Here is a 14,111-nt window from a genome sequence, read left to right as displayed (position 1 = left end):
ATAATTTTACTATAGCTCTGAAAATGGCGTCAAACTTTATTGATTATGTAAAAATTAACTGTAAATCCGGAAAAGGAGGAGCAGGTTCGACTCATTTTAGAAGAGAGAAGTTCGTTGACAAAGGTGGGCCGGATGGAGGTGATGGTGGTCGAGGTGGTCACATCATTTTGAAAGGAAATTCTCAGCTATGGACATTACTTCATTTACGTTATCAAAAACACATTAAAGCAGAAAACGGGACTGCGGGTGGTGGTAGTAGAAGTACAGGTGCTCAAGGCAAAGATGTTATAATAGAAGTGCCTTTAGGCACCGTGGTGAAAGATGCAGAAACCGGTGAGTTTATTGCAGAAATAACTGAGAATAATCAGGAGGAAATTATTCTGGATGGAGGAAGAGGCGGACTAGGTAATAGTCACTTTAAAAACTCCGTACAGCAGACTCCCCGATATTCACAACCAGGAGAAGCAGGGCTGGAAAAATGGTTAACCTTTGAACTAAAGGTACTGGCCGATGTAGGTCTGGTAGGTTTCCCTAATGCTGGTAAATCCACCTTACTTTCCGTAATTTCTGCTGCTAAACCCGAAATTGCAGAGTACCCTTTCACCACATTAACTCCAAATCTAGGTGTAGTTCAATACCACGACTATAAGTCTTTCATCATCGCAGATATTCCTGGTATTATAGAAGGAGCTGCAGAAGGCAAAGGTCTGGGATTGCGTTTTTTAAGACACATCGAAAGAAACTCAATTCTTTTATTCATTGTATCAGCCGAAAGTGAAGATTTAAGAGAAGCTTATGACACTTTACTGAATGAGTTAAAGAAATACAATCCTGAATTGCTGGATAAAAAACGGATCATAGGTGTTTCTAAAATAGATGTGATCGATCAAAAAGAACTACAAAAACAGATCAAAAAATTACCGGCCGATCTCACAGTCGTACCTTTCTCTTCATTGACCCAAAGTGGGTTATCTGAGCTCAAAGGCGTTCTCTGGAAACAACTGGAATGATCTTTGTAACCTAGTGGTTTCAAGAAGACTAAGACAACACATCTTTCTCGAAAGGTAAAAATGAGACTTTATAAGAAGGCACTACTCTATCTAATCCTATTATTTGGGCAGCAGGTTTATGCTCAAAGTCTTGATATTACCTTTCCTTCTAACAGAGCTGTTTTCCAAAGAAATAATGGCAACGTGGCTATAGTTTACTTTGCCGGAAACTACCGAACAAGGCTCGATAAAATAGAAATTAAACTGGAAGCAGTCCAAGGAGGTCAATCAAAAGACTGGAGCACCTTGGTAGACCGACCAAACTTTGGCACCTATCGAGGCTCACTGGTTATCTCAGGAGGATGGTACACAGCTAAAATCAGAGGCATCTTTAATGGTCAGGTAATTGCCGAAACCCAGGTCGACAGATTTGGCGTTGGTGAAGTCTTTTTGATATCAGGGCAATCTAACGCTCAAGGATACTTTGGTCGAGGACAAAGAGGAGCCTATGACGACAGAGTTAACGTTGTCTCGAATTTCCTGAACGAAGGATTTAATAAGCCCCCTTACCCCGTATTTGGTCATTTAGATGCAGAGTCAGCCATGGCACCTACAGGCAAAGGAGCATGGTACTGGGGCGAGTTAGGTGATCTTTTAACACAAAAGTTAAATGTGCCCGTTCTCTTCATGAATGCCGCCTGGGAAGGTTTTCCTGCAAAAGAGTTTGTAAAGTCTTCACAAGGTGAAAGAGGCGTGAATCCTTATTCATTTAATAGTGCACCAAACGGCTACCCCTTTGGTAGTATAGAAGATGCATTACACTATTATACAAACCTTACAGGCTTAAGGGCAATTTTATGGCATCAAGGTGAAAGTGATAATTATCTCAACACCTCTTTTGAGTCTTACGCCTCTGACCTCAACAAAATAATCTCAGATACTAAAACCCGCACAGGTAAAGACATAACTTGGATGGTAGCCAGAGCATCAAAAGATGCCTCAAGATTTTATCAACCCGTCATTGACGCTCAAAATCACGTCATCAATATCAATGGAAATGTTTTTGCAGGACCTAACACGGATCTTATTTTAGATAGATCTGATGGAGTTCATTTTTCAACGACAGGTCTTTCGAAGGCTGCAAACTCCTGGAATGAACATTTAAACTTTGATTTCTTTTCACGTTCTCAACCGCAATTTGGAAACCCTCCATTGCAGGTACAGCAATTTTGTGGGCTACCTAATAAAAGTAGACCTATGTTTTTATCAGCTCCTATCGGTTATGTTTCTTATGAATGGAATAACGGCACCAGAGAACGAACATTATCCACAGGACCTGCGTCAGTTCAAGGATTAGCCAAGGATATTTACGGCAATGTCTATTACTCATTCCCGATGAGGTTTGATAACTCTATGCTACCGACAAAGCCAAGTCTGACTGCTGAAGGCCCTACTGAGTTTTGCGAAGGTGGTTCCGTAGTTTTAAAAACCAATAATTCGTTTAATAATTATTGGAGCACAGGACAAGAGGCAAAACAGATCACCGTATCAAATTCAGCTGATATACATATCACGCACATAAACCTATACTCCTGTGATTATACCAGTGACCCTCTCCCGATTCGTAATTTACCCACACCAAAACCAGAGATCATACCCTCTGGACCTACAGACATCTGTTCTGATCAGCAATTGACATTACAATCAAATCTTACGAATGGGGTTATCTGGAACACGGGAGAAACTCATCAAACTCTGGATATTACACAAGCCGGAGTTTACTCATTGAAAGCCAGAAATGAGTTTGGTTGTGAAGGCGAATCTGACCCTTTGGAAGTGACCATTAAACCCGCTGCCCAAAAGCCAACGGTTGAAAATATAGGCCCCGATATCTTATGCGAAAGCGACTCCACGATTTTAAGGGTGTCTAATACTCAAAATATGCGATGGAGTACCGGCGAAAGCAGCATTGAAAAGTCCGTTAAGACTACCGGTGAATATTATGCAACCAATACCAATGAATTTGGCTGCCAGGCTAACTCTGAACTCTTTAATATTGTGGTAAATCCAAAACCAGAAACACCAAGTATTGAAGTTCTAGGAAATTTAGAGGTCTGCGACGACGAACAAGTGAAGATGAAGGCTTCTCCGGCATATGCCTACCACTGGAATAATGGTTTTGATGAACAGGAAATAGAAGTCAATATTTCAAGAGAAATATTCTTAAGAACGAGTAATGAATACGGTTGTTTCTCTGACCCTTCTGAACCAAAAGGAGTAGTGATCCTAGATAAGCCAAAAAATCCTAACATTCTTCAAACGGGGACTTTTACACTCAAATCAGTTTTCAGTACTGACACTACAAATTTATACTATCACTGGATTTTAGAATCAGATACTGTCTCATATGATAAAGCATTTCTCAAAGCCAGAAAAAGCGGCAATTATCAAGTGTTCGGAGAAAAGGTCTATCAGTTAAGTAACGGAGGCTTAAAATCGTGCATCTCATCTGTATCTGAACCTTTTCAGTTTTATATCAGCGATCAATCTGACGGATTTAGTGCCTATCCAAATCCTGTGGTGAATAGAAACCTTACAGTAGAGACTCTTGAAGATGTTGACAGAGCTACAGTCACAGTCTTTAGTTTAGATGGTAAACCATATTTCTCCGAATACGTTGATATATTTGATGCCCCTAAGAATTTTGACCTTGGCAAATTACCCTCAGGTAAATATATCCTTCAGGTAAGAAACAATCGTTCAAAGTTCTTTAGGAAGATTATGATAGAGCAACCATAAGGTCTTATGAAAAGGTTAACCGCCTTCATTCACTACTTCTTTTTACTACTTACCTCTCATTTTTCGCTAGCACAGTTTGAGATTGACTATCCTGTGGATAGAATGGTAATTCAGAGAAACTCTCAAAATATCGGTCAACTACAAATAGCAGGTCATTTTACTGAGTATGTAGATAGTATTGAGGTTAAATTAAACCCAGTAAATAGCGGTCAAGGTAGAGCGTATGAGTGGAAAACCATTATCAAGACTCCTGAAAAAGCTCAATTTATCAGTACTATTCCAGTACAAGGAGGCTGGTATCAGCTTTCAGCAAGGTCTTACTATAATGGTGTAATAACTAAAGAAACACTTATTCCTCATGTGGGTATTGGCGAAGTTTTCATCATCGCTGGTCAATCAAACGCAGAAGGCAATACAGATTTTCAGGGATCAGAAATTGGCACTTCTGAGGATCGTGTCTCTGTCATTGATTATAAGGACATTTTGATGAATGAAGATGAACTCCCATTTGAATTCGTTCCTTTAAAAAATAATGTAAAAATTGGCCCTTATCACCCTATTCCTTGGTTTTGGGGACGTATGGCCGAGAAAATTGTCAAAGAATATAATGTTCCTGTCCTATTATTCGGGGCATCAGTTGGTGGAACCGGATCTGACCTTTGGCATGGCTCCATGATTGGCACAGACTTTTCAAAAGTACTGGGCCGTCAGGTGAAGTTCCCGGGTAGTCCTTATGGAGTTATCAAAAGAACCTTGCAAAATTATATCTCCAGAACTGGAGCCAGGGCACTGCTGTGGCAACAAGGAGAGAGTGACGCTTTCACTCCGCCATACCTATATTACAACAGGATTCGTGAAGTAGTGGAGCAAACTTCAGTAGATATAGATGCCCCATTGTCATGGATAATGGCCATAGGAAGTCGAACGCCGAACCCAACTCAGGCCGCGTGGGGTCAACAGCTATTGATCGATAATGTCGATAAAGTATTTGAAGGACCCAATACCGACGTCATTTGGGGAGGTGAAAACAGAGCCGATGGCATTCATTTCCATCAAGATGGTTTAAATAAAGTGGCTGAATTATGGAGCCAGGCCATCATTGATAATAACTACGTTCAAAAACTCAATCCTGTTCTGCCAAAACCATTTATTGAAATTGATGTCAATTGCAATTCTACCAGCTTTTCAAATTTAAGCCTTCTTTCGCCTAATGGCTATGATTCTCCTACCTGGCAAAACCTAGCAAAAGAGCACAACTTCAATCTTCAAACTGGGAAGACTCAATTAAAGGCTAGAAAAAACGGAGTGGTGTATTTCAGCCCTTCAATAGCCCTATCAAATTCGGCATTTTCAATTGAAGGAATAAATGTCAATGGGTCTACAGAATATTGTGAGGGAGACTTTAGTAATAATCTTCATGCCTCTTTTAAGAATGTGAATTGGAATTCTGGAGAAAAAACAACTTCTATTTCTCCGCAGCAAAGTGGTGAGTACTTTTTTCAATGGAAAAACTTATATGGCTGTGCTAACATTTCAATATCTCAATCTGTCGTGGTAAATCCTAAACCTCAACCAGCCTTAAAATACAGTACTGGTTCTACTTACTTCTGTGAGAATGAATCTATAGGATTAGGCACTGAAAACCCCTATTCTAATTACTTCTGGTCTAATGGCGAAACCAATGCAAATACCAGCTATGAGGTACAAGGAGAACAGTACCTTATTGTTGAAAGTGAAAAGGCCTGTCTTTCTGATACTTTGAATTTTAAACTTCAAGCATTACCAGCACCTCTTACCCCTGAGATTTCTTTGAGTACCCCTTTCACCATTTCTTCGGTCGATAATCAAAATTTAGTTTGGTTTAAAAACGAAGAGGATTTAAACTGGAGTTCAAGCCAATGGAGACTGATCGAAGATGGCCAGTATTCTGCAAAGTCAAGAGAAATTTACACCTTCGAGAATAATTTAAATCTTGTCTGTTTCTCAGACTTTTCAAATGTTATCCAGATCAATAAATCAGACATAAGACCGCCTATTCAAATATGGCCCAACCCCACTACCGAACAAATCTTCATAGATATGAAGGAGTACCAGGAAGACCTGAATCTAACGATTATGGATACCTCGGGCAAAACAGTCTTCAGTAGTGTTACCAAATATCAGAACGGTCAATTTACCCCTCAAAATGTAAGTCATTTACCTCCAGGCTTATACATGGTTAAGCTTGGTAGTAGGAGTAATTATGTGAGCCATAAGCTTATAATTCATTAAAACAGCTTTCACGTCAAAATCCAACAATACCCTATTTTGATGCACAGAAAACTTAAATAATCACAATTTTAAGTTTTGAAAGCCGCCTTCCTCGTCGTAATTTTGCAGCAAAATCTATAGCAGACATGTCTAGCAATTTACCTCAGGATTTTCAGCCGATCCTGATCCAGTTTTTACTGGCATTGGGCTTTGTAGTGTTCACTATCATTGTGACACACTTTTTAGGGCCAAAACTAAGAGGCAAAAAAAAGGAAGACCCTTTTGAGTGTGGAGTAGAATCTGAAGGAGATGCCAGAACTCCCTTATCTGTTCGTTACTTCCTGATCGCCATTTTATTTGTCCTTTTCGACGTAGAAATCATCTTCATGTATCCTTGGGCCGTTAATTTCAAAGGTCTTGGCTGGTTTGGATTTTGGGAGATGCTCACCTTTGTGGCCTTCTTAATGGCTGGCTTCTACTACATCGTTAAGAAAGGAGTGCTAGACTGGGAAAAAGAATAACTATGAGTAATATTAAAACGGTAGCTGCTCCTGACGGATATGAAGGTCAGGGTTTCTTTGCCACTTCTCTTGATAAAGTTATCGGAATGGCAAGAGGAAACTCTCTTTGGCCTTTACCATTCGCTACTTCTTGTTGTGGTATTGAGTTTATGGCCACTATGGGGGCTCATTATGATATTTCAAGATTCGGTTCAGAAAGACCAAGCTTTTCTCCACGTCAGGCAGACCTTTTAATGGTAATGGGTACCATTGCTAAAAAGATGGCTCCTGTGGTAAAGCAGGTTTATCTGCAGATGGCAGAACCTAGGTGGGTAATTGCGGTAGGTGCATGTGCCTCTTCAGGTGGTGTTTTTGACACCTATTCAGTACTTCAGGGTATAGACCGTGTTATACCAGTTGACGTTTACGTGCCTGGCTGTCCTCCAAGACCAGAACAAATTCTGGATGGACTAATGCAGGTTCAGGAATTGGCCAAGAATGAGCCGTTAAGACGAAGAGAGTCTGATGAATACAAGGCTCTACTCCAATCATATAATATTGAAGTAGAATGATCAGCAATCAAGAAATAGTAGAAGAGTTAGCAGCAAATTTTGGAGATAAAGTTCTTGAATTTGAGGAGCCTCAAGGTTTATTAACTTTTGTTACTCAGCCGGAGCATATTCTCGAGGTCATTCAATATCTAAAAGAGTCTGATCGCCTAAAGTTCCGCTTTTTAACGGATATCACAGGAGTTCATTATCCAGATGCTGAAGGAAAAGAACTCTGTGCTGTGTATCACTTACACAGTTTTGAGAATTCAATTCGAATCAGAATCAAGGTTTACCTTCCGGAGGAAAAACCAGATATCCCTACAGCTATCTCATTATTTGTAGGGGCCAATTGGATGGAAAGAGAAACCTTTGATTTTTACGGAATCAACTTTACGGGTCATCCAAATCTCAAAAGAATTCTGAATATGGATGATATGGATTACCATCCAATGAGAAAACAATATCCGCTGGAAGACGCAACCAGAGAAGATAAAATTGACGCCCTTTTTGGAAGATAGATATGGCAGAAGAGTTGAAAAATATTGTAACCACTTCTGACGCATTGGCTCTCAATAAGCCAATTCAGGAAGAAAATGAATATACGACCCTAAATCTGGGTCCTACACACCCTGCCACCCATGGTATATTTCAGAATGTACTTCAAATGGATGGTGATAAAATCATCTCTGGTGAGCAAACTGTCGGTTATATACACAGAGCTTTTGAGAAGATTGCTGAAAGACGCCCATTCTATCAAATCACTACACTAACCGATAGAATGAACTACTGTTCTTCTCCAATCAATAATTTTGGTTGGCACATGACAGTAGAAAAGTTACTCAATATTGAGGTTCCAAAAAGGGCTCAGTATATCAGAGTAATTATGATGGAGCTGGCCAGAATAGCAGATCACTTGATTTGTAATTCTATACTGGGAGTGGATACCGGAGCTTACTCTGGTTTCCTCTACGTATTCCAGGAAAGAGAGAAGATTTATGAGGTGTACGAAGAGGTTTGCGGAGCTCGTTTGACGACCAATATGGGTCGGGTAGGCGGTATGGAAAGAGACCTCTCTCCTACTGCTCTGGCAAAAATAAAAGACATCGTTTACAATTCCTTCCCGAAGGCATTGAAAGAGTTTGAGAATCTTCTGAATAGAAACAGAATATTCATGGACAGAACCATCAATGTAGGTGGCATCACTGCTGAAAGAGCCATGGAGTACGGATTTACCGGCCCAAACCTTAGAGCAGCAGGTGTTGACTATGATGTTCGTGTTATGGAGCCCTATTCTTCTTACGAGGATTTCGATTTTGAGATTCCGGTAGGACATAATGGTGATACCTACGATAGATATATGGTACGTAACGCCGAAATGTGGGAGAGTTTGAAAATTATCCGACAGGCACTGGAGAATCTACCTGAAGGACCATACTATGCCAATGAAGAGCATTATTACCTTCCGCCGAAAAAGGAGGTATACCGAAGCATGGAGTCATTGATTTATCACTTCAAAATCATCATGGGTGAAATTGAAGCACCTATTGGCGAGGTATATCATGCAGTAGAAGGTGGTAATGGAGAATTAGGCTATTACCTGATCAGTGATGGTGGCCGTGCCCCTTACAGGTTACACTTCAGACGTCCATGTTTTATTTATTATCAGGCATACCCTGAAATGTGTAAAGGATTAACCATCTCAGATGCCGTGGCTATCATGAGTAGTTTAAATGTTATTGCCGGAGAATTAGACGCATAAAAATGACCGAAACAGTTGTTGCATTTACGCCGGAAAGGCTTGAAAAGGCAAAAGAAATAATCAATCGCTATCCTGAAGGAAAGCAAAAGTCGGCTCTTTTGCCGGTATTACACCTGGCACAGGAGCAGTTTGGATGGGTGAGTTCAGAAACCATGGATTACGTGGCAGACTTACTTAATCTTCAGCCTGTAGAAGTTTATGAAGTGGCTACTTTCTATACCATGTTTCATCTTGAACCTGTAGGAAAGCATGTGATAGAGTATTGCCGTACGGGCCCTTGCTGCACCATGGGTGGTGAAGAGGTTTTTGAGCATTTGAGAGAACGCCTGGGTATTAAAGCTGGTGAAACTACTGCAGACGGCAAATTCACCGTAAAAGAGGTAGAATGTCTGGCTGCTTGCGGTTGGGGACCTTGTTTCCAGATAAGAGAGAAATATTACATGCACCTGACCAATGAAAAGGTGGATGAGATCATCGATGAGCTGAGCAAATAAATTATGGCAGAGAGCTTAAAAATATTAACAGGCAATTTCGACGTTCCGGGAATTGAGACATTAGATGTTTACCGTAAAAACGGTGGCTATGCGGGCTTGGAAAAGGCTGTAAAAAACATGTCGCCGGATGAGATTGTTGAAGAAGTCAAAAAATCAGGTGTAAGAGGAAGAGGTGGAGCCGGTTTCCCGATGGGAATGAAGTGGGGATTCCTCGCCAAGCCAGAAGGGGTGCCTCGTTACCTGGTTTGTAATGGTGATGAGTCAGAACCTGGTACTTTTAAAGACCATTACCTGATGATGAAATGCCCGCATCTTCTGATCGAGGGTATGATCATTTCAAGTTTTGCTTTAGGTGCCAATACCTCTTTCATTTATGTAAGAGGAGAGCTGATGTACGTAATCAATATTCTGGAGAAGGCAATTGCAGAAGCAAAAGCTGCCGGTTTATTGGGCAAAAACATTTTAGGCTCAGGGTATGATCTGGAGCTTGTGGTTCAACCTGGCGGTGGAGCATACATTTGTGGTGAAGAAACAGCCCTACTAGAATCTTTAGAAGGAAAAAGAGGAAACCCAAGGAATAAGCCTCCTTTCCCGGCAGTAAAAGGTCTTTATCAATGCCCTACGGTGGTCAATAATGTAGAATCAATTGCCACTACACCTTGGATTGTACTGAATGGAGGTGAAGAGTATGCTAAAGTAGGTATTGGTAGAAGTACAGGTACAAAATTGATCTCAGCCTCGGGACCAGTGAAGAACCCTGGAGTTTATGAGATTGAATTGGGCCTACCCGTAGAAGAATTTATTTATTCAGATCAATATCTGGGTGGAATGCAGGATGGTCATGAACTCAAGGCTGTGGTGGCCGGTGGTTCATCAGTGCCAATTCTACCAAAAGAGCTGATATTAAAAACAGCCGAAGGACAGCCGAGACTTATGTCTTACGAGTCCTTGTCAGAAGGTGGTTTTGCCACGGGTACCATGCTAGGTTCCGGCGGATTTATTGCCATGGATGAAAGAACTTGTATCGTCAGAAATACCTGGAATTTCTCAAGATTCTATCGTCATGAATCGTGCGGACAATGCTCTCCATGTAGAGAAGGTACAGGCTGGATGGAGAAAGTACTTTACAGAATAGAGCACGGCCAAGGTAATGAAAGTGATATTGACCTTTTGGTAGATGTGGCCAAAAAGATTGAAGGCAATACCATTTGTCCTCTTGGAGATGCTGCTGCCTGGCCTGTAGCTAGTGCTATTAGACACTTTAGAGACGAATTTGAATGGCATGTAAAACATCCTGAAGCTGCCACTAAGAAAGGAGCGATATATGTCCCTGAAGTTCAGATGGCTTAAATAAAAAATGAAGAATGTATTTTATACAATACTGGTCACCCTGATTACGCTTTTCTTTGCGGAATTAGTCTTAAGGATGGTAGTTAAATTACCAGACCCTTACCAGCACCTACGTGTAAAATCACATTCTACCGGTGAAGTAATCAGGCTTCAAAATACCAGAAATACAGACGTTCGTTTTGTATTTAACCCGAATACTCTTTGGCCAAAGGAAGAAAAGAACATTGTTGATATTCATATCAATAATTTTGGCTTTAGACATCTTGAAGATGTAGATACCAGCAGAAATGAATTTAGCATTTTCGCTATCGGTGGTAGTACTACTCAAGGGTACGATTACGCCTACGAAAAAAGCTGGTGCCAGGTATTAGAGAAAGATCTGGAAGAGCATTTTGACCAGCCTGTAAATGTCTATAACGGTGGTACGGCGGGAGCGGCAATGTTTGATCACATAGCATTGTTGCAGAACAGAGTGATGCACCTTAAACCAGATATGGTAATTCTTTTTGCTGGTGTGAATGATGTCAATGTTTTGGTAGGCGACGATAATATATACCGTTTTGATGATATCTATGAGTCTGTTGAAGCTGTAAGCTGGTATCAGTTAGGTTTAGCCAGATTGACTCTCTATAAGATGTATCTCAATGCCAAGCAGAATTTCGGTAAAAGGCCACAAAAAGAGCATAAAATAGAGCCAGAGGAGGATGAGATAGAAATATCACCCAATGTGCCTGTTCAGTTTGCAGATCATTTGGCATCACCTGCTGCTACACAAGAACTGCCAATGGCAAAAGTTATGCCTGATGTGAACACGCCCTATTACGCCAAAATGGTTCGTTCGTTTATAGCCACTTGTCAGGTCAATAACATCCCGGTAATGGTTATGACTCAGCCGACCACATGGCTTACAGAAGATGAAGAACTTCAGAAGTATCATTGGATGAATAAGAACAAGGAGTTCCGTTTTGAAAAAACATTCATGCAGGAAACCATGGACATCATGAACGATGATGTTCTGGAAATATCTAAAGAGCTAAATGTTCCGTGTTTTGATCTGGATCAAGTCATTCCTAAAAACGGTGAATACTTCTATGATGACTGCCATTTCACGCCAAAGGGCTCTGTAATGGTAGGAAACACGCTATCAACATTCATAAAAGACAATAATCTTATCCATATAAATTGATGGAAGAAACGAAAATAAAAATAACCATAGACGGTATAGAAACCGAGGTAACTCCGGGAACCACCATCTTACAGGCTGCCAGACAGATTGGTCCTGAAGTGGCTCCTCCGGCTATGTGTTATTATAAGCCTTTGGAGAAGTCAGGGGGTAAATGTAGAGCCTGTCTGGTAAAAGTAACGCAAGGCTCTGCCAGAGATACAAGACCGATGCCTAAGCTCATGGCCTCTTGTATTACTCATGCTCAGGATGGAATGGTGGTAGAAAACTACACCAATGAGGAAGTAGTAGAAACTCGCAAAGGAATCGTTGAATTTCTATTGCTCAATCACCCGTTAGATTGCCCGGTTTGTGATCAGGCTGGTGAATGTCATCTTCAGGATTTCTCTTTCAAACATGGTACAGAAACCCAGCGTTTTGAAGAAGAAAGAAGAACTTACGAACGCGAGGATATTGGTGATAAGATTCAACTGCATATGAACCGCTGTATCCTTTGCTACCGCTGTGTGCATACTGCAGATCAAATCACTGATGGTAGATGCCACGGTGTGATGCATAGAGGCGACCACGCAGAAATCAGCACCTATATTGGAAAGGCTATAGACAATGATTTCTCAGGAAACATGATTGACGTTTGTCCGGTAGGAGCCTTAACAGATAAAACATTCCGTTTCAAAAACAGAGTGTGGTTCTCTAAACCAGTAGATGCACATAGAGATTGTGACAAATGCTGCGGAAAAGTTCATTTATGGTATAAAGGTGAAGAAGTTATAAGAGTTACAGGACGTAAAAATGAGTGGGGTGAAGTAGAAGACTTCATTTGTAACACCTGCCGTTTTGATAAAAAAGAAACGTCAGACTGGGTTATTGATGGCCCTGCCAAAATGAAAAGACATTCTGTGTTATCAGCTAACAAGTACAGAAAAGACTTCATCAAGCCGAGCTATGCCGATAAGCATGCTGCCGAGAACTTCAAGAAGATCAATGACGACAGACCTTATAATAAGTCGCTACCAGAAATCAAGGACTCAGAAGACTACAAGGCGTTGATGGATAAAAACGAGAAATTTAAACTTCTAAATAACTAATCTTAATGGATTCAGTTTTACTGATAAAAGCATTAATCGTACTCGGTATTTTTGTCGTTTCGTTGACAATTGCGGCCTACGAAACCTACTTTGAAAGAGTAGTGGCGGGCTATATTCAGGACCGTGTAGGGCCAGACCGAGCCGGGCCATTTGGACTGCTTCAGCCACTAGCTGATGGAGGAAAACTATTCTTCAAAGAAGAATTTATCCCCAGTATGGCAGATAAATGGCTCTTTATACTAGGGCCTTCACTTGCCATGATCACCGCACTAATGACTAGTGCAGTAATCCCTTTTGGTGACAGTATCATTTTTGACGGCCAGGAAATTCAATTTCAGGTTATAGAAGTAAACATCGGTATCCTTTGGGTGTTTGGGGTAGTTTCTCTTGGTGTGTATGGTATACTTATAGGTGGCTGGGCCTCCAATAATAAGTACTCACTCTATGGAGCCATCAGAGCGGCATCACAGAATATCTCTTACGAACTGGCCATGGGTCTTTCTATCATTGCTATTTTGATGATGTCTGAGTCCCTTTCATTGAGAACTATCGTGGAGAACCAGCATGGCATGAACTGGAATGTGTTTTATCAGCCCTTAGGTTTTCTATTATTCTTGGTATGTTCTTTTGCAGAGTGTAATCGTACGCCTTTTGACCTTCCGGAATCTGAGAACGAACTGGTAGCAGGTTATCATACAGAATTCAGCTCCATGAAATTAGGTCTTTACCTTTTCAGTGAGTATATCAATATGTTTATTTCCTCTGCGGTAATTGCCACACTTTACTTTGGTGGATTTAACTACCCTGGAATGGACTGGGTTTATACTTTATTAACCGAGAAAATGGGTGCTGTGGTAGGTCATAACCTGGCTACATTGGTAGGTACACTGGCCTTCTTTGCGAAGATATTTTTCTTCATCTTCCTGTACATGTGGGTTAGATGGACGCTTCCGAGATTCAGATATGACCAGCTGATGGATCTGGGTTGGAAAGGTCTCATTCCATTGGCCATCGTGAACTTAATCATTACCGCTGCAGCCGAGTTATCCGGCAAGGCATTATTGGTGAATTGGATTGGCCTGGCAGTGTTTATTGCGTTGCTTTATCTAGGATCAGCAATCTTCAACTCAAAGAAAACAAGCGTTTAA

Annotated in this window: 12 protein-coding genes; all 12 read left to right on the top strand. The window is 40.9% G+C overall.

The window, feature by feature from the left end; translation table 11 throughout:
• Window positions 1–23 precede the first annotated feature (23 nt).
• The 12 genes from obgE (at window position 24) to nuoH (ending at window position 14,111) form a co-directional block, all read left to right on the top strand.
• A complete protein-coding gene (gene obgE / locus ACUXV0_RS17215; protein WP_446190817.1) occupies window positions 24–1,010 on the top strand; it encodes a GTPase ObgE in 987 nt (328 codons plus the stop codon).
• Window positions 1,011–1,070: 60 nt separating this feature from the next.
• Window positions 1,071–3,788, top strand: a complete 2,718-nt coding sequence (locus tag ACUXV0_RS17210) for a sialate O-acetylesterase (protein ID WP_446190816.1) — start codon at window positions 1,071–1,073, stop codon at window positions 3,786–3,788.
• A 6-nt stretch (window positions 3,789–3,794) separates the two neighbouring features.
• Window positions 3,795–6,059, top strand: coding sequence for a T9SS type A sorting domain-containing protein (locus ACUXV0_RS17205; RefSeq protein ID WP_446190815.1), 2,265 nt, complete (start codon window positions 3,795–3,797; stop codon window positions 6,057–6,059).
• Window positions 6,060–6,184: 125 nt separating this feature from the next.
• Window positions 6,185–6,559 (top strand): NADH-quinone oxidoreductase subunit A, encoded by a 375-nt coding sequence (locus ACUXV0_RS17200; RefSeq protein ID WP_446190814.1) that lies wholly within the window; start codon window positions 6,185–6,187, stop codon window positions 6,557–6,559.
• A 2-nt stretch (window positions 6,560–6,561) separates the two neighbouring features.
• The gene (locus ACUXV0_RS17195) at window positions 6,562–7,110 is read left to right on the top strand and encodes an NADH-quinone oxidoreductase subunit B (protein ID WP_446190813.1); all 549 of its coding nucleotides are present in this window, start codon (window positions 6,562–6,564) and stop codon (window positions 7,108–7,110) included.
• Entirely contained in the window at window positions 7,107–7,607 is a 501-nt protein-coding gene (locus ACUXV0_RS17190; protein WP_446190812.1) for an NADH-quinone oxidoreductase subunit C, read from the top strand. The genes ACUXV0_RS17195 and ACUXV0_RS17190 overlap by 4 nt, the downstream gene beginning before the upstream one ends.
• Before the next feature lie 2 nt (window positions 7,608–7,609).
• The gene (nuoD, locus tag ACUXV0_RS17185; RefSeq protein ID WP_446190811.1) at window positions 7,610–8,848 is read left to right on the top strand and encodes an NADH dehydrogenase (quinone) subunit D; all 1,239 of its coding nucleotides are present in this window, start codon (window positions 7,610–7,612) and stop codon (window positions 8,846–8,848) included.
• Window positions 8,849–8,850: 2 nt separating this feature from the next.
• Complete coding sequence (nuoE, locus tag ACUXV0_RS17180) at window positions 8,851–9,342, top strand: NADH-quinone oxidoreductase subunit NuoE (RefSeq protein WP_446190810.1); 492 nt, start codon at window positions 8,851–8,853, stop codon at window positions 9,340–9,342.
• A gap of 3 nt (window positions 9,343–9,345) precedes the next feature.
• The gene (gene nuoF, locus ACUXV0_RS17175; protein ID WP_446190809.1) at window positions 9,346–10,692 is read left to right on the top strand and encodes an NADH-quinone oxidoreductase subunit NuoF; all 1,347 of its coding nucleotides are present in this window, start codon (window positions 9,346–9,348) and stop codon (window positions 10,690–10,692) included.
• A gap of 7 nt (window positions 10,693–10,699) precedes the next feature.
• Entirely contained in the window at window positions 10,700–11,878 is a 1,179-nt protein-coding gene (locus tag ACUXV0_RS17170) for a GDSL-type esterase/lipase family protein (protein WP_446190808.1), read from the top strand.
• Window positions 11,878–12,963: a 2Fe-2S iron-sulfur cluster-binding protein gene (locus tag ACUXV0_RS17165; protein ID WP_446190807.1), complete on the top strand. Its 1,086-nt coding sequence runs from the start codon at window positions 11,878–11,880 to the stop codon at window positions 12,961–12,963. The genes ACUXV0_RS17170 and ACUXV0_RS17165 overlap by 1 nt, the downstream gene beginning before the upstream one ends.
• Before the next feature lie 5 nt (window positions 12,964–12,968).
• Window positions 12,969–14,111, top strand: a complete 1,143-nt coding sequence (nuoH, locus tag ACUXV0_RS17160) for an NADH-quinone oxidoreductase subunit NuoH (protein ID WP_446190806.1) — start codon at window positions 12,969–12,971, stop codon at window positions 14,109–14,111.

The sequence above is a fragment of the Jiulongibacter sp. NS-SX5 genome (assembly GCF_052828545.1).
The sequence above is the reverse complement of the archived record's forward strand: the minus strand, read 5'-3'. Positions and strand labels throughout refer to the sequence as shown.